This window comes from Terrimonas ferruginea DSM 30193 (genome assembly GCF_000425585.1).
Lineage (GTDB): Bacteria > Bacteroidota > Bacteroidia > Chitinophagales > Chitinophagaceae > Terrimonas > Terrimonas ferruginea.
The window spans coordinates 81,407-100,002 of sequence record NZ_AUDS01000009.1 but is presented as its reverse complement, the minus strand read 5'-3'; the positions used below and the strand labels follow the sequence as shown (position 1 = coordinate 100,002).

General features: G+C 49.8%; 9 protein-coding genes. 1 reads left to right on the top strand and 8 read right to left on the bottom strand.

What is annotated here, in order from left to right:
* Positions 1 to 269: 269 nt before the first annotated feature.
* The 8 genes from H608_RS0101970 to H608_RS0101935 all read right to left on the bottom strand — a co-directional run bounded on the left by H608_RS0101970 (position 270) and on the right by H608_RS0101935 (position 15,021).
* Complete coding sequence (locus H608_RS0101970; protein ID WP_081658759.1) at positions 270 to 3,734, bottom strand: T9SS type A sorting domain-containing protein; 3,465 nt, start codon at positions 3,732 to 3,734, stop codon at positions 270 to 272.
* Between the two features lie 537 nt (positions 3,735 to 4,271).
* Positions 4,272 to 4,688 (bottom strand): hypothetical protein, encoded by a 417-nt coding sequence (locus H608_RS20905; RefSeq protein WP_211227019.1) that lies wholly within the window; start codon positions 4,686 to 4,688, stop codon positions 4,272 to 4,274.
* Between the two features lie 613 nt (positions 4,689 to 5,301).
* Complete coding sequence (locus H608_RS0101960) at positions 5,302 to 6,006, bottom strand: porin family protein (RefSeq protein ID WP_028786199.1); 705 nt, start codon at positions 6,004 to 6,006, stop codon at positions 5,302 to 5,304.
* A 227-nt stretch (positions 6,007 to 6,233) separates the two neighbouring features.
* Positions 6,234 to 6,929 carry an SDR family NAD(P)-dependent oxidoreductase gene (locus H608_RS0101955; protein WP_028786198.1) on the bottom strand — a complete coding sequence of 232 codons (696 nt, stop codon included), beginning with the start codon at positions 6,927 to 6,929 and terminating at the stop codon, positions 6,234 to 6,236.
* A 482-nt stretch (positions 6,930 to 7,411) separates the two neighbouring features.
* Complete coding sequence (locus H608_RS0101950; protein ID WP_028786197.1) at positions 7,412 to 9,037, bottom strand: ABC-F family ATP-binding cassette domain-containing protein; 1,626 nt, start codon at positions 9,035 to 9,037, stop codon at positions 7,412 to 7,414.
* 156 nt (positions 9,038 to 9,193) lie between these two features.
* Positions 9,194 to 12,862, bottom strand: a complete 3,669-nt coding sequence (locus tag H608_RS20900; protein ID WP_038006802.1) for a reprolysin-like metallopeptidase — start codon at positions 12,860 to 12,862, stop codon at positions 9,194 to 9,196.
* Between the two features lie 161 nt (positions 12,863 to 13,023).
* On the bottom strand, positions 13,024 to 14,661 hold the full coding sequence (gene groL / locus H608_RS0101940; protein ID WP_028786196.1) for a chaperonin GroEL: 1,638 nt from the start codon (positions 14,659 to 14,661) through the stop codon (positions 13,024 to 13,026).
* Positions 14,662 to 14,739: 78 nt separating this feature from the next.
* Positions 14,740 to 15,021 (bottom strand): co-chaperone GroES, encoded by a 282-nt coding sequence (locus H608_RS0101935; RefSeq protein ID WP_028786195.1) that lies wholly within the window; start codon positions 15,019 to 15,021, stop codon positions 14,740 to 14,742.
* Positions 15,022 to 15,240: 219 nt separating this feature from the next.
* Here H608_RS0101935 and H608_RS23310 point away from each other — a divergent pair, with 219 nt between their 5' ends.
* Complete coding sequence (locus tag H608_RS23310) at positions 15,241 to 18,576, top strand: zinc-dependent metalloprotease (protein ID WP_051267924.1); 3,336 nt, start codon at positions 15,241 to 15,243, stop codon at positions 18,574 to 18,576.
* Positions 18,577 to 18,596: the final 20 nt, after the last annotated feature.

The following is an 18,596-nucleotide window of genomic DNA, read 5'->3' as shown; positions in this document are numbered from 1 at the left end:
TACGTGATATTCATGCCGCGGAATTTTCCGCTTTTATATTTAAGCATTAACACCTAAAAACCATAATGCATTACGGGTATTTCCGCGTGTTTTTCCCCCGTTGTTAACGCAAAGTTTTTTTAAATGATTGGCAGAATTTACCTCCCCTAAAAGAGCAGCAGCAGGTAATTGACTTCCTCCCTCGTTTTTTTACCAGGCAAAAACCACTGTATAAAAAAAGACCGCTTCGCGGAAAACGAAGCGGTCTGCTATAAGAAAATCGGTTAAGCTTACTGAATCACGAAAGGTCGAACCATTTGTTGTTCGGCACCAGCGATGATAAGCTGATACGTGCCTGCCTGTGCATTCGCCGGCAGTTGTACAGCTTCTGTGATAGCGCCACCCTGGTGTACAAACACCTGGTTAACGATCTGCTGTCCCTGCATGTTCACTACACGGATGGTGTAAGTGCCTTTGGCGAGGCTTGTCGCCTGGAGGGAAAGCTGCTGACCTTTAACGATCGGGTTGGGATACAACACTACTACGGTAGTTTGTCCTTCGCTGATATCAACCTTCACAACAATGCTGAATTTGTTGCGGCCATCGCTCTCTGCAGACTTGATGCGGTAGTAGTTGATTCCACGCACCGGAGTTGCATCGAGGAAGGAATATTCCGCTTTCTCGCCATTGTTGAGACGTGCGTTTACATCGCCGATGGCGGTAAAGCTGCGTCCGTCGACCGAACGTTCAACAGAATAGTTGAGCACGTTACGCTCCGTCAGATTTGACCAGTCGATGCGGATGCCTGTACCTTGTTGTACGGCTTTTACATTACCGAAACTAACCGGCAGTGCAGCAGTGGTTTTGCTGATGGCGAAAGGTGAGAAATCGAGCTGGCCTGTGAGAGCTACAGCTTGTAAACCATTGCCGGGAGTCAGCGGCTCGATACCACCTGCAGCAACCCAGTCGCTTCCATTATAATGCCACACGCGTACCGTTCTTACCGGATCACCGTTATAAGCAACATCATTCACAAGCTGACTATTGTCTGCATCGTCGAAATAGAGCGTGATATCGGGAGCGGTCGATACGGTAGCCGAAGGCTGTATATGCCAGGTGCGGTTAACCGCTTTGCTGGTATTAAACGGAGATACAACATTATTGACGGCATCTTCAACACGTACGCTCCAGTTGAGGCTGCTGCCGTTGTTGATGTTTACAGGGTTGTAGGTGCTGTTGCCAACGGGGAATGAACGCAGGGTTCCGGCCACTGTATTGAGTTGCAGTACACCTGTACCATTCGTGCGGACATAAGCTGTGGGAGAAACGTTGTTGATATTGCCTCCAACAATCAGGTTGTTGTTGCCCAGCACAATGAAACCGCTGCCCTGCAGGTTGATGTCGCCGTTTACTGTTTTGGCGGATTGCAGGGTAACAGTGGTGGTCACGCCAATTTCCAGTCCGTTGGCGTTCGGGTTGATGGTACCTGTACCACCCAGTGTGGCGGTTGTTCCGTCAATCACCAATGCACCCACTCCATTGGCAATGGTAACATTGCCCGTACCGGTAATGCCATTACGGAAGATCTTATCGCTTGTTCCGGTGAAACCGACATTGGCATTTGCTTCCAGTATACCGTTAACCGTAAGTGCTGTACCACCTCCTACTGACGCAAGTGCAGCAGAGATGCGGAGAATAGGCGTTGTCAGTACTGCATCAGGGAAGAAAGTAACACCGGTAGTGCCGGGTACTGCGGTTGTATTCCAATCGAAGATCGCGCCGTTCTCCCAGATATAGGTAGTGGCCGTTACGAGGAAACCATTCTGACCGCCGCCGCCGATAGAGCCCCCTGTACCCAGGCGGATGATACCGTTGGTCTGGATCAGTACGGTTGCACCGGCGCTGATTGTTTGATAGTTGGTATAACCAAGACCGGACGTTACGTGGTATACACCACCACCATGGATGATAAGGTCATCTCCTGCTCCGTCGGCTATCGTAAGACGGTTGCCAGTTGTGGAAGCATTTTCCAATACACCACCAGTGGCGATCTCGATCTGATCAGCCGTAGCGGAAGTGGTAACGGTTACCGTATGACCGTTGCGGATGGTAATGGTATTGGCCGCCGCTGTTGGAGTGATAGTGGCAGCGGTCCAGGTTAATCCATCGGGTGAAGTTTCCCAGGTAGTGGCACTATTCCAGTTACCGCTTGCAGCAGAACGGAAATAGTCGCTGGGAGCAGAAGCAAGTTGGATATCGAAAGCTGCGCTGGTAATATCCCAGTCGAGGGTTCCATCTCTTTCAATGTTAAGCATGAGGCCTGTACCGGTTGCGGTGTGCGTCAGCGAAGCAAAGGTAGTAAGACCTGCTACTGCCGCTGTTACCACAGGCGTGCCGCTGAGTGTACCGGTAGAGGTTACACGCAGGCTACCGGTGAAATCGAGGTCGCGGTTGCCGTTTGCATCATTGGCACTGACGGTTATGGCAGGCGTCATTGCGGTATTCAATCCGGTGGGTGAGGTTGTATTTTGTACAAAAGACAACTGTGAAGCGGCAACGGTAACTACGTTGGTGCCGGCCCCTGAACTTACAGACTGGCTGGCAGCAATACCTGAGCTACCCGCCCCTGCAGTGCTTACAGAAGAAGTCTGCACCTGGAATTCAAACGGCTTTCCATCGATGGTCAATGGCAGTGTACCACCGAGGGCTGTATTGAGCCATATTTTCACCGTATAGTTTTTAGTTGCGTTGTCCGCTACATAACCGATCGCTCCCGTTGTAGTTGGCAGTGAAGCGAAGGTAATACCGGTTGCGCTGATGGTACCGGCAACGGTATTCGTACCGTCAGACAATTCTGCACCGGCGATTGCCTGTGTCCAGTTGGACAATAATGCGTCGTTGTTGGCCCCCTGACCGATAATGATCTGGTTGATCAGTGTAGGATCGGCGTCGTTCGTGCTGCCATCATCCACCACACTGAAACTGAAATTGGTTGAAGCCGCACCTGAATTATTTACCAGGGATGAAATGCTTGCCGGCGCTGTCACTGGTCCTGCAACAATAGTTGAAAGACCGGAAGCCGTGGCAGCATAAGTAGCCGTTACAGATACATTATCAATGGCAATGCCTTGCGAACTGGAGCCTGTGGTATTGATGAGCCAGCGCAGGTAGAAATTGCTGCCGGGCGCAATGCTTAAGCTGCTGATTGCAATACCGGTTTTGGGTATCGTCAATGGAGACGCCAACGTATAGGAGCTGCCGCCAGTCGGGAATGAAGTTGTTGCAATATCGCCTGCAGCAACCGAAGTCCAGCTGGTGCCATTAGTGGAGTAGAAAAACTGAATAGATGCTGCTGCGGAGTTAACACGGTAGCGTTCGGCATCATAGCCTACGGTCAGTTCGGTAATGTTGGTAGTACCGTCGTTAACGAAGAATGCCATTGGGTTGTTGGGACTATTAAAGCTTCCCGAAGTCATGGCACCGATAGCTCTTTCGGAGGCAGAAGATCCAAAGTTATAAGTTCCTCCCGCAGAAGGCGAACCCGAACTTGCCTGTTGCGTAACAACAGTGGCACCGCCTGTCCATGTTGGTGCTGCTGTTTGAGCCCCCATACGCCAGTTGGCCGGAAGGTTCAACGTTGCCGCCATCCCGTCGAAGTCCTGCGAATAGGCAGGCGCTAAATTGGTGAGACTGATTTGCGCAGATGCCGCGCCGGCAACGAACATCGAAGAAAGAAATAAGTAAATTTTCCTCATAGATCCTTTTTTTAATGAAAAGAAGATGTTTTCCAGGTGAGTGGCTTCAGGAGGAAATTGGAAAGTTGAATTTTCGAAAGATGGCAATTCGATTTCTATGCGAACAGCGAAACTATTGTATTACTAAGTATTCAGCCAAATTCCGGACAATGGATTTTTCCCCTGCCCGACCAGGTTTTTACCCTGACACAATAATTTTACCTATGAACAGAAAGCTTTCTGTGCCGGTAAAAATTCTGTGTTAAGTTTCTGTAAACTCAGCTTTAAGCCGTTTAAAATCTTTTGTTGATATCACTGCTGTTAAGGATCGCGCGCAAATAACTGACCCATAGGAGAAAGTTAGTCTCACTTACCGGAGCTGCTTAACAGTAGTGCTATGGTCTAAAAAGACGAAATGCATGTGGGGAGATGCCAGGTACTGAAGACTCAGCTCCTTTCACTGCAACACATGACGGGAATGTGTTTTCTAAGGGAATGGTAATACGATTCGGACGCCGGACACCGAATATAACCAGGATTTAACATTCCAGGAAATTTTTATTCGCCGGGAGTGTCTCCTGTGGCGGGTTTCGGCGTCTTGTAATCGGGCAGCAGGGAAACGACAAGCATGATGGCTGAAGCAACCAATACAACATAAAACCCGGCTTCGCGTTCGGGGCACTCTCCTGCCTCGCAGCTTCCCAGCACGATGAAGTTGCGGATTGCCCAGGACATATTGAGTGCTGCGACCAGCAGGTTAAGTCTTTTGGCCCAGATGCGCGGGGTAAAAAGAAACACCAGGAAAAAAAAGGCAGTAAGGAAATGGAAATAACCCGGCCGGCCGTAACGTGTGCCCTCCGCCGCCACGCCGCTGATTACGATATCATGTCCCGGAATAATGATCCAGTTCATAAAACATCCGGCAATCAGTAATAAAGTAGCCAGCAGGCCAATCCAAGTAGTTTTTCCAAACATATTTTTTCTTTTACGGACGTATGGGCGTGCAAGATATAAAATGTAGGGAAAAGAGCGGTATGCCAATTGGGTATTCAGGCGTCGTAATACCTGAGCACGGGAAAAGGGACCGGCAATGTACTGAACACTGAACGTTTGACCTGCGCAAGCGGTAGCCGCCTGGTGGTTCGTGTCTTCACCACAACTGTTCGGAAGATTTTTAAAACTTTTCAATCCGGCATCATGCCGCCTTTGGTCTGCAAACCAACGGAACTGGTCATCCTTAGCCTATCAAGGAAATCTCACGCTTGCTTGTTGGTCGGAGACCAACAAGGGCTAAAAGAAATCTGAGGCTTGCTTGTTGGCGGAGACCAGCGAGGGCGAAAAGAAACCTCACGCTTACCTGTTGGTCCGAGACCAGCGAGGGCGCAAGGGAACCTCACACTTGCTTGTTGGTCGGAGACCAACAAGAGCGCTCGCTAAGTATTGAATAAAATTTCCCTGGCTCGTGTAAAGAACAACGGAGATCGATTTACGATTCACGATTGACCATTGACGATTCACGATTCACCCAAAAAAAGAACGGCACCTTTTGAGGGGCGCCGTCTTTGCTGAAAAACACAATTCGTTATGCTTAGAATTTGAAACCTACTGTCAGGCTGAACACACGGTGTTTGTTGTTGCGGTCTTCGCTGTTATCACCTGTAGAAGCAATTTTAGCAAGACCCAGACCGTAGTTGGCAGTGAATACGAAAGCACCAGCTTCAAAACCTGCCAGACCATTCAGACCAAAGTCGAAGCGACGTACACGGAATACACCTGCATCTTCCTGCTCTTCTGTCAGCGGATCGTCATCGTTGAATTCGATGTCTGATTCTGAACTACCGAAGAGTTCGGTGTCTGTTTTGAATTTACCGCCTACACCCATGGCTACATAAGGACCAGCACCGAAGAACAGTTTAGCTGCACCAGTCGGTGTTTTGAATACCAGGTTTACTGGTACTTCAATGTACTGGGGATTGAATGTTGTTTTCACATAATCCAGGTCACCGGGGTTACCGTTCTGAAGTTTTACACCCTTACTTGAATAAAAGATACCGGGTTGAATGGCGAGGAATTCGGTAATGTTGAAATCACCAACGATACCTGCCTGCCAGGTTGTGAGCATGCGGGAGTCATCATAGCCTCCATCGTCTTTGTTAGAGATGTTGGCAAAGTTTACACCTCCTTTGATAATTACGGACGAGCCTGGGGATGACATGGGGCTTGTGGTGCTTTGTGCTTTCACTGCGGCGGCAAGGGTAAACAGTGAGAGAACGGATAAAACGATACGCTTCATTTTTTTGCTTTTTAGGTTAACAAACTTTATTCGTTTTTTAGAGTGCATAACCAACCGCATCTTTGTCTGACAGCATTGATCTGTACTATCAGTCCAACCGGTAGAGAATGATGCAGTTGGCCGTTATCGACCTAACTTTTGCAAAGGGCTTGCCAGACTTTTTCAGGCGTGTAATGACTTGATTGGTGAAGCGTTATCTCCACACTTTGCGGTGTGGAAGGGGCATACTATACATGAATCACTGCCGGTTCTTTACCCGGCTGGGTAGCAGATTGCGCATCGTCGTAGATAACAGACGCGATAACATCAGGAGATGTCCATTTGGAAAAATCCGCATCCGGCATCGCTTTCCGGTTCTGCGGTGTATCGATAGTAGAGGGAACGATAACAGTAAAGGCCACGCCTTTTCCGGCAGCTTCAGGTTGTAAAGCTTCTGCAAGGCGAAAGAGTAAGGATTTAGAAAAGCCGTAAGCAAGCGATGAGGCGCTTTTCGGTGCATGTTCTCCGGGCAGCGAACCGATTAAATATATTTTTCCACGCCCGTATTTTAACATATGTGGAAATAAAGGCCGGATGATGTTGTAAGCAGTAAGGAAGTTGATCTCCATCTGTTGTGTAATATTCTCCACAACCGTGTGTTCGAGATCGCCCGGCGCATAGCCTCCCGCTGTAAGTACGGCCACATCCAACGGCCTGAATTTTCTTGTACAACCGGCTACAAATTCACCCGCGGCCTTTTCGTTTTTCAGGTCCACTACATTGTTTTCCCAAAGAACGCCGTTGCGTGCGATAGCCGTAGCATCTCCGTGCCCGAATGTGCCGGTCACATTGTACCCTTCGTCAAAGAAACGACGGGCTACAGCTTCTCCGAGATTTCCGGATGCCCCGGTAACAATGATATTGCGGCGACGGTTCTGCTCCATGTATTAAAGATAAGACAGGGACGGCAGCAAGTGCAAATTCAATTTGAAAATTTGATCCGGCACTTCGGAATGTGGCTTTGTTAAATGATTGTTCAACCTTGTTTTATTATTCTTATCACTTTACTAAATAAAAAAAGCCCCCCAATATTAATTGGAGGGCAATCAATTTGTTTCTGGCTTCAACCCGAATATCAGTTTCACTGACATACCGACGGCCGGATATGAGGTCTTTCCCGCGCGGATTAACAGGTGAAAGGAGGAATTTGGATCCCAGAAAAGGGTGTAAAGAACTGTGGTTGCTGACCCTAAGATATATCGTTCTTTATCTTATTCAAATACCCCAACCCAAAAATTATTGACACCCTGTGGAAAAATTCAAAAGTCAATCGTGAATAAGGTCGCCACGATTCTAATCCATAAACCTTAAACCTTATACCCTACACCTTATGCTTATGCCTTATACCTAAACTTATTACCTATTCTCAGGCATACATTTCCTCGCGAAGCGTTTTCACGCGGCTATCGTCCAGGTATTCATCGAAGGTCATCAGACGATCGATAATGCCTTTAGGCGTCAGCTCGATGATGCGGTTGGCCACCGTTTGCATAAACGTATGGTCATGGCTCGTAAGCAGGATAATGCCTTTATATTCCATACACTGTTCGTTGAAACTTTGGATGCTTTCCAGGTCGAGGTGGTTGGTCGGCTGATCGAGTACGATACAGTTGGGGTTTTGCAGCATCATGCGACTGAGCATGCAACGCACTTTTTCACCTCCGCTGAGTACATTGGTCATTTTCGTTACGTCATCACCACTGAACAACATTTTGCCCAGGAAGCCGCGCAGGAACGGTTCATCTACATCCGTTACATGCGGTGGTACGTATTGACGCAACCAATCCATCAGGTTCAGCGGCTCATTGAAGTATTTGCTGTTTTCCTGCGGCAGGTAAGCCGTAGTAACGGTTGTGCCCCATTCGAAGGTGCCGGAATCGGCAGAGCCTTCGTTATTGATAATATTAAAGAAGCTTGTTACCGCCAGCGGATCGCGGCTCAGGAAAGCGATTTTATCCCCTTTGTTGACAGAAAAAGTAGCATCCTTGAAGAGGATACGTCCATCGACTGAGCTTGTCAGTTTTTCTACGTTCAGAATCTGGTTGCCTACTTCCCGCAGCGGTTGGAAAATGATGCCCGGGTATTTGCGGTAGCTTGGTTCAATTTCTTCAATAGACAATTTTTCCAGGGCTTTTTTCCGGCTGGTTGCCTGCTTGCTCTTTGACGCGTTGGCACTGAATCGTGCGATGAAGTCGATAAGTGCCTGGCGTTTTTCCTCTGTTTTTTTATTCTTATCGCTCAACTGGCGGGCCATCAGTTGCGAGCTTTCATACCAGAAGGTATAGTTACCGGTAAATATCTTGATTTTCTGACGGTCTACGTCGGCGATATGTGTACACACGGCATCGAGGAAGTGACGGTCATGGCTCACTACGAGGACGATGTTTTCATAGTCGGCCAGGAAGTTTTCCAGCCAACCGATGGTTTCGATGTCCAGACCGTTGGTAGGTTCATCGAGCAGCAGGATGTCGGGGTTACCAAACAGCGCCTGTGCCAGGAGCACACGTACTTTAAGGGTAGAAGGAATGTCTTTCATCAATGCCTGGTGATACTCCTCTCCCACGCCCAGTTCTCCGAGCAGGGTGCCGGCATTGCTCTCGGCCATGTAGCCATCCATTTCTCCAAACTCGCCTTCGAGTTCGGCGGCTTTCATGCCGTCTTCTTCAGTAAAGTCGGCGAGGGCATAAATCGCCTCACGCTCTTTCATCACCGCCCACAGTTTGGTATGGCCGATCATTACGGTATTGAGGACTGTTTCTTCGTCAAACTGAAACTGGTTTTGTTTGAGTACGGCCATGCGTTCTCCGGGCGTAATGGATACGACGCCTTTGTTAGGCTCTATCTCTCCGCTGAGGATTTTCAGAAAAGTACTCTTTCCTGCTCCGTTTGCGCCGATTACGCCGTAACAATTGCCTTTGGTGAAATTGAGATTAACCTCTTCAAACAATACCCTTTTGCCGTAAGCCAGCTTAAGGTCCTTAACACTGATCATGTTTCGTAAATTATTAAGTCTGCGTTTCCCGGAATAGCCGGGTCTTTTTTGGAAGGTGCAAAGGTAAGCTAAAATGCGCTAGTGTACATTATTTCAAAGAGAATAGCCACGTCTTTGAGGACGTGGCTATTCATTATTTTTTAGAAAAAAGCCTGATTAGTTTACAACCAGCACTTTACCTTCTACCAGTTTTTTACCTGATGCATCGCCTACCACTACGTGATAGATGCCACCCATCAACGGACGGATGTCAACATCGAGTAATTGGTAAGGACCGGTAATGGTAAACTGACGCTGATACACTTTGGCTCCTTTGGAGTCGAATACAGTGATCAGGCGGCTCGTGTTCTGACCATTTGAGTTAAAGTAAGAAACCGTAAAGCGGCCATTGTTCGGGCTGGGATAAATGAACAGTCTTGAGCTGGATGTAGCTCCGATGCTCAGTACGCTCGATTCATTGTTACAGCCGGTAGTCGTATTCACAATAGCTACTTTATAATCGCCAACTTTTACGGAGTCAACGAGGAAACTGGTGCCTGTTACACCGGGCAATACATTACCGTTGAAGTACCAGGTAATGTTGAAGCCGGCCGCACTCGGAACGATGTTCGCATTGAGTGTGGTCTGCTGACCAGGCAGCAGGTTGGTAAACGGTGTGGCAGTAAGATCAACAGTCGGCCGGGCATTTACCGTTAATACGGCTGCTGTAGAGAACACAGGAGCGGTACAGGTTGCGTTGGTCAACGCTACGCGGTAACGGTTGTTGTTCATTGCGGTAGTGACGTTGTTTACCTGCAAGGTTGCCGCTGTTGCGCCGGCAATACTGTTGTAGTTGGCACCACCGTCGGTGCTTACCTGCCATTGATACAGTACACCCGGCGATGTGGAAGACGCTGTAAAGGTTACGTTGCCGGTAGCACAAATAGCCGTGCTGGTCGGGTTGGTACCTACCGTAGGCGGACTCACCACGGCCAATGTAGCCGCAGAAGAGGTTGCCGGTGAAGGACAGGTACCGCTCACGATCACACGGTAACGGTTGTTGTTCATCGCGGTAGTGATAGAGTTAACCGTTAAGGATGCATTGGTGGCTCCAGCGATGTTGTTGAAGTTAGCACCTGCATCAGTGCTGAGCTGCCACTGGTAGCTGATCCCGGTACCGGAAGCCGTTACAGAGAAGGTAGCGTTGCTGCCGAGACACAATGTTGCATTCTGTGGTTGCGCAGAAATAGCAGGAGCCGTCTGCACAGTCAGTTGAGCAGGATTGGAAACAGCACTTCCGCACTGACCGGCTACCACTACGCGATAGCGGTTATTATTAAGTGTAGCTGCAATGGCATTGAGTGAAAGTGTTGCGGTTGTTGCACCGGAAACATTGGTGTAGTTGGTGCCACCATCCGTGCTTACCTGCCATTGGTAGCCGGTAGCGCCGGTTGCGGCAACGGTAAAGCTCACATTGGAACCTGCGCAGGAGGTAACTGCAGAAGGTTGTGTGCCGATTGTTGGAGCTGCACCAGGATTGATGGTAATCTGCAAATCACGTGTTCTTACCACAGCACCTGCGGTGCCGGTAATGGTGATTGTGTATGTTCCTGCAGCCAATGAAGCGAGTCCGCTCACTGTGGCCGTCACCGATGTACCAGGTGTTACAGGATTGGCAGCATAAGATACGCTGGCACCTGCGGGCACGTTGGTTGCGGTAAGATTGATCGGTGTGCTGAATCCGCTTACACCGGAAGTGGTGAAGGTAAACGCGGTGCTTGCCGGAGCGGGGCAACTAAGTGTTGCGGGCGTAGCCGCACCAAAATCAAAACCTGTTACAGGTGTAGTGAGCGTGAAGTTAGCGTTGGAAATATCAAAGAAAATATTGTCGATCGCTTCTACTTTCACACGGGCAGTAGTACTGGTTACGGCAGGGAATGTTACTGCTTCAGAACCGTCATTGGCGGTGCTTGCCAGCAGTACGGTCGGGAACGTAAGGCCGCCGTCTGTAGACAGCGATATCTTAACATTGGTAACGCTGATCGGTGCAGTATTGGTGTTGGCCACGTTCCACGTTACGGTTTGAGTAGAACCGCCGGGATAGCTTTCGCCACCGTTTGGAGAAGTAACCGTGAATGGTGTTGAACCAACTGCATTTACTGTGAATACGGTTGTATTCTGGCAACCATCACCACCGGAAACCACGCCACCACCTGCTGCGCGGTTATCACGCACGGTAACACGGAACTTCATGGCGCGTGCCACCTGGGGCAATATTTCACCGCGCAGACCGTCCATTGCGGAAGGTGCTCCGTTGTTGGGGTAGTTGGCCGCAATTACGCGCGGATCAGGGAAGGTGCGTGAACCGGTTGTTTTGGAAACACGTGTGCGGAACAAGGGTCGGGTGGTAGTAGTGGCCGCAGCAATCCAGGATGGACCGGCAGCGCCAATGTCCCACCCTTCCCAGTTATACGTAAGCGCATCACCGTTTGCATCGGTAGCTGTGGCGTCCAATGTAAATGGCGTATTGATCGGAATGTTGAGGTTGTTGGCAGACATGGAAGTGATCACCGGCAACGTGTTATTGGTTGGCGTAGCCACACCGCAGGTGGTGCCGGCACCACTTGACAGGAAGTTGCTGATCTGGTCGAAGCTGATCGCATGGAAAATGGGATCACTGTTAGGCTGAATATTTTCTGAAGCAGCACAGATACCGGCATAAGCCATGATCGTGGTGCCACCACCTACTTCATAAGAACCGCCGGGGCTGGCACACTGACTGGAGTTGTAGCTGTGACCTGCTCCGAACTGGTGTCCTATTTCGTGTGCAACGTAGTCGATATCGAAGCCATCGCCGATCAGACTTGGGCTACCTGTTGCACCGCTTGCCTTTCTGTTCGAAACGCAAACACTCCCGACAGAGGCCAGGCCATTATCATCCGAAGTAAACAGGTGACCGATGTCATAGTTATTTACACCGATTGTCGCGTTCAGGTTGTTCTGGTTATTGGTCAGTTCTGCCGAACTGATGACGTTGTTGTAGGGATCGGGGTTGGTCAGGTACTCGATCTGATCGTTATTGGCGATCAATACCATGCGTACGGCCAGTTCGGTTTCATACACACCGTTCACACGGTTGGCAGAAGTAACGATAGCCGCATGGGTAGGGCCAGCCAGACCGCCACCTACTGCCGCTGCATACTCTGCGGTACAGGCAATGGCCAGCCGGTAGGTTTTCAGTTCCGTACCACGACAGGGACCAGCCATCACGCGGTTGGCGGTGTTTTCCGGAACCGGAATATCCTCGGTACCGCATTTAAACGAACGCCCGCGGAGGTTGTCGCGCTGGTAATAGGTAATAACATTATCCGTTTCTCCTTTTGCGTAAGGATCGATATAGATCCGGCCATTGGGAGAAAGGATCTGTGCCCGGAAACCGAAGTAAGGGCTGTAATCAAAACGGATCGTTGCAGCAGGATCATCGATCCCCTGACCGGCGAAGGTTTTGATCTCGGGAAATTTGGCAGCCAGCCCGGGTGCCTGGATGCTGCTCTCCCATACATGGAAACGGGCATTGGAACCGTCGGGCATGGGCAGGGTGATCACTGGAGCCGCCGCGCGGTTGGCATTGACTGATTTCTCTTCCGGAAGGGACCAGAGGAAATTGCGCATCGCAAAAATATCTACCGATACCGCTTCGTACTTAGAAGGGATGATAGCGCGTACGCCTTTACTTTTGGAAAGTGTGGCCGGATCGGCCTTTCTGAAGAAGTTGTTTTGTGCGTTGACACCGGTGATGCTCGCACACAGTATGGCACATAAAAAAAGTGTGTAAATTTTTCTCATAAGCGATTAATTTCTTGGCATTAGCTAAGGGATAAATGTATTACTAATCCGGAAAGTCGCCAACGAAATTTATCCCCGGTCGGGGATAAAACGAAGGAACCCCACCATACATGCGGGGTTCCTCTAATATGTAACCGGCTGCGCCGGTGTTCCTGGCTGAATTAATAACCCATACCACCCATGTCAGGTGCACCGTGAGCATGCGGAGCTTCCTCTTTCTTGGGTTTGTCGGCTACCACACATTCTGTGGTGAGCAACATGCCCGCGATAGAAGCGGCATTTTCCAGGGCCACGCGGCTAACTTTTGTAGGGTCGATTACACCTGCTTTAAACAGGTTTTCGTAGGTTTCAGTGCGGGCATTGAAGCCAAAGTCGCCTTTGCCTTCCTTGATTCTCTGCACCACGATAGAACCGTCGATACCAGCGTTGGCAGTGAGGGTGCGGATAGGCTCTTCCAGTGCACGGCGTACGATAGCCATACCTGTCTGCTCGTCAGCGATCTGGCCTTTTACTTTGGCTTCCAGGCTTTCGATTGCGCGGATGTAGGCTACACCACCACCCGGTACGATACCTTCTTCCACGGCAGCGCGGGTAGCGTGCAGGGCGTCGTCAACGCGGTCTTTTTTCTCTTTCATTTCCACTTCAGTGGCCGCACCTACATACAGTACAGCTACACCACCGGCCAGTTTAGCCAGGCGTTCCTGCAGCTTTTCTTTATCGTAGTCGGAAGTAGTGTTCTCGATTTGTGCTTTGATCTGGTTAACGCGGGCAACGATGTCCGCTTTTTTGCCTTTGCCACCAACGATAGTTGTGTTGTCTTTGTCGATGGTTACAGAAGCAGCCTGACCAAGAGAAGTCAGATCAGCGCCTTCCAGTTTGTGACCCAGCTCTTCGCTGATAACGGTACCTGAAGTGAGGATCGCAATATCAGTGAGCATTTCCTTGCGGCGGTCGCCAAAGCCGGGAGCTTTAACAGCAGCCACTTTAATGGTGCCACGCAGTTTGTTTACCACGAGTGTAGCCAGCGCTTCGCCTTCCAGATCTTCAGCGATGATCAGGAGCGGACGGCCGCTTTGAGCTACTTTCTCCAGGATATGCAGGATATCCTTCATGGTGGAGATTTTCTTGTCGTAGATCAGGATATAAGGGTTCTGCAGTTCCGCTTCCATTTTTTCGCTGTTGGTAACGAAATAAGGGGAAATGTAACCGCGATCGAATTGCATACCTTCTACTACGTCTACAGTAGTATCGGTGCCTTTCGCTTCTTCAACAGTGATCACACCTTCTTTGCCTACTTTAGCAAACGCTTCAGCGATCAGTTTACCGATCGTTTCGTCGTTGTTGGCAGAGATGGTAGCAACCTGCTGGATTTTTTTGCTGTCGCTGCCCACAGTCTGGCTTTGACCTTTCAGGTTTTCAACGATCAGTGAAACAGCTTTGTCGATACCTCTTTTCAGGTCCATCGGGTTAGCACCGGCGGCAACCATTTTCAGGCCTTCGGCGATGATAGACTGAGCCAGTACGGTAGCGGTAGTTGTACCATCACCTGCAATGTCGGCAGTTTTAGAGGCTACTTCTTTTACCATCTGGGCACCCATGTTCTCGATGGGATCTTCCAATTCAATTTCTTTTGCTACGGTAACACCATCTTTAGTAACAGCAGGTGCGCCGAATTTTTTCTCGATTACCACGTTGCGGCCTTTAGGACCGAGGGTAACTTTTACGGCGTTGGCAAGTATGTCAACACCTTTTTTCATCTTATTTCTTGCTTCAATATCGAAGAAGATTTGCTTTGCCATATACTTAATTTGAAAATTTGATAATTTGAAGATTTGAAAATTGCATTCATTGCAACATTCGCTCGCATACGTCTTTTGTTATACGATAGCAAGGATGTCTGACTCGCGCATGATCAGGTATTCTTCGCCGTCGATCTGGATTTCGGTGCCTGCATATTTGCCATACAATACAGTATCGCCGGATTTAACGGTCACAGGCTCGTCTTTTTTACCAGGACCTGCTGCTATCACAGTACCACGCTGGGGTTTTTCTTTAGCAGTATCGGGGATGATGATGCCACCTGAAGTCTTTTCCTCAGCAGCGGCGGCTTTTACAATTACCCTGTCGTGAAGCGGGGTAACATTGACTTTTTTAGCCATAGTTGTATTGATTTTTGAATTTTTAATGAGAATACCCGCCATTTTTGCGGGACGGCAAAGGTAGTCTAATTGTATGCCAGTTGATTTTTAACGGTCATTTTTTCATTTTTTGGCAGAAACCGTCAGCCCGGTGGCAAAATTTACCGGACAATTTTTCACGTACTCTGACCGGATTACGGTAATTTTCCTCCAAATTCTGCTACTATTTAATACCCCTGTATGAGACAACGCTACACACCCGGGCTACTGGCCCTTTTTTTCTCGTTTTTATTTACCCTGCCACTTCACTCCCAGTCACTCTGGCAGGAAGAATCTGTCGCTAACCAGCGCCAGGCTGTCGGCACCAATCGGGGTACGTTACCCGATAAATTCCGCTTGCTGCGGTTAAATACCAGCCTGCTTCAGGGCAGCCAGCAGGCCGCTGAAGCCGGTCGCGGCGCCAAAGGCCCGATCATGAGCTTTCCCCTGCCCGATGGCTCGCAGGTTTCGGCCGAACTGGTAGAATCTTCCATTCTTGCTCCTTCGCTGCAGGCGCGTATTCCCGGCGTTAAGACGTACCAGCTTGTTGACCCCGCCACCGGCAGCAGCCTGGGCCGTATCACCATAGCCGGTAACGGCATCACCGGTATCCTGTTTACAAAAGACCAGACCGTTTATTTCAACCCGGTTGACGAGGAAAATAACCGCCTGCACGCCGTTTACTATACCAGGGATGTGGTACCGCCGGTTCCGCTTGCCTGTGGCGTAAATGACGAGCCGCAACACGATGCGGCAACCACGGGTGCCCGCGTGAATGCAGGAGATTGTCAATTGCGAACCTATCGCCTGGCCGTAGCCGCCACCGGCGAATATACCGCGTGGGCAGGATCGGTGAGCAATGCGCTTACTTATATTACCACCACTGTTAATACGGTCAATGCCATTTATGAAAGAGATGCCACCATCCGGTTTAACCTGGTGGATATCACTCCTGTGATTTTTACCGATGCCACATCGGATCCTTATACTACCACCACACTTAATTCGGGCGTATTGGATGCCAACAATGCTGCGCTCAACAGTGTATACACGGTAAACGGTTATGATCTCGGTATCGTTTTCCACAACGGATGGAATGGCGGTCTCGCGCAATTGAACGCCGTTTGTAATACCGGCAAAGGCCGCGGCGGCGCAGGCCTGAGTTTTGGCTTTGGCGCCAACCCCCTGCAGGGTCCGCAAGGTCCTGCATTCGATGGAACGGTTGCCCACGAACTGGCGCATGAGTTCAGCGCCACCCACAGCTTTTCTGCGACCAATGGATCATGCGGTAGCAACGTTTCAGCCGGCACATCCTGGGAACCCGGTGGAGGTTCTACGCTCATGGCTTATGCAGGCGTTTGTACCAACAACTCCTACCAGCAAGGCTCCGATCTCTATTTCCATGTTGGCAACGTACAGCAGATAGCAACCTATGCAACCACCGGCACCGGCAATAGCTGCGCGGTACGCACGGTCTTGCAGAACGTAGCCCCGGTGGTAACCGTGGCCGCTTCTTCTTACACTATTCCGCCGAGCACACCGTTTATACTTACTTGTCAGACATCGGATGCAAATGGTAATAACCTGAGCTATACGTGGGAACAAATGGACGTGGGCACGTCATCTGCGGCGCCTTCTGCATTTTCAACAACGGGTGCTAACTTCCGTTCTTTCCCTCCCACGAGCTCTCCTACCCGCTATCTTCCCAATATTGCGAGTGTCGTTGCAGGCTTTACACCAACGTATGAAGTGCTTTCCAGTGTGGACCGCACCCTTAACTTCCGTGTGAATGTACGCGACAATGCATCCGGAGGTGGTTGTAACTCCCAAGCCGATATTGCAGTAAATGTTAACACGACCAGTGGTGCTTTCGTCGTTACATCACAGAATACACCCACCACCTACGTTGCCAATGGTACCAACACCATGAACATCACCTGGACAAACGGCATTACCGCTTCGGCGCCATTCAACAGTCCCAACGTCCGTATTCTTTTCTCACCCGATGGTGGCAATAATTTCAGTTATGTATTGGCCGCTTCGGTTCCCAACAACGGATCAGCAACGGTAGTTGTTCCCAATATTCCCACTACATCAGGTCGCATCATGGTGCGTTCGGCAGAGAATATCTTCTACAACATCAATACTGCCAATGTTACGATCACTTCAGCCTGCGCTGCTGAAGGTGCCACTCTTACTCCTGCCGCAACAGTGAGTGCAGGACCAGGTAATGCAGCACTCAACCTGTCGATCGCGCCGAACTATGGCGATCCGATCATGCCTATTTCCGGCACACTGACAACGAGCGATCTCAACAGTACTGTTGCGGTGAACAATTCCGTGACCGGTGGCTGTACCAATTACAATGGCAACCAGATGCGCTACGATACCTATAGTTTCCAGGTACCCGTCAGCGGTGCATACGGCTTCCAGAAAAATACCGGCACATTCATGATGAATGTTTACAGCGGAGAATTCAACCCGGGTGCTCCCTGCTTCAACATGGTTGCTTCCAACGGTACCTTTAATGGTTCCAATGTTAATATCAGTAACACGATCTCTGCCAACCTGCTGGCGGGCGTGCGCTACTCCCTGGTGATCGGTACGTTCTCTTCAACGCAACCTACCCTGCCGCTGAACTATACCATTTCATTGGTATCTGCACCTTCAGGCGGTGATATTGTATCCGGCTACCTCCAGCCAGGTCTTGAATACAATTACCGCTACGTAGTGGTTAATAACGCTACGGGTAACATCGTGGCTATTCTTACCACACCGAACCTGACCAATGCGGGCACGTTCCCTTCCGGTACTTATACCGTATACGGGTTCTCCTATCTTGCCACTAATTTCAACACCGCAACACTTAACGCTTATGTAGGCGGTCCGCTGTCTGCATTGACCAACGATCTGCAAAACAATCCGGCCACACGTTGCGGAAACCTCAGCAAGAATGCCGTATCGGTAAATGTTTTTGTACCATTGCCGGTGCAACTGCTGCCGCTGACGGCTGTATGGGAATCTGCCAATGCTGTTAAATTGTATTGGTCTACTGCAACAGAATCCAACAGCAGTCATTTTGAGATCGAGCGTTCGGTTGATGGTATCAGCTTTACCACCCTGCACACGGTACCTGCAGCATTTGTAAGCAATGCACGGATCAACTATACGTCTACCGACGCCAGTCCGCTGTCCACAACAGCTTATTACCGGATCAAAGCGGTAGATATCGATGGCAAATTCAGTTATACCAATGTTGCCACAGTAACACCGCAGCAAAGCGGCAGACTGCGCTGGTCTGTATACCCCAACCCGGCCAGGGAACAGGGAACGCTGGAAATCGTAGCCGATAAAACCGGCCATGGTGACCTGATCATGGTCAATGGCGCAGGGGCCGTGGTTCGCCGTACCGCACTGCGCTGGCAGCGGGGTGTGAATGTGGAAAATATCAGCCTCAAAGGACTCGCAGCAGGTGTATACTATGTACAACTGCGCGATGGAAGTGAAGTACTTACACTTAAGATCACCAAATTATAATATAGAAGAAAGTAAACCAG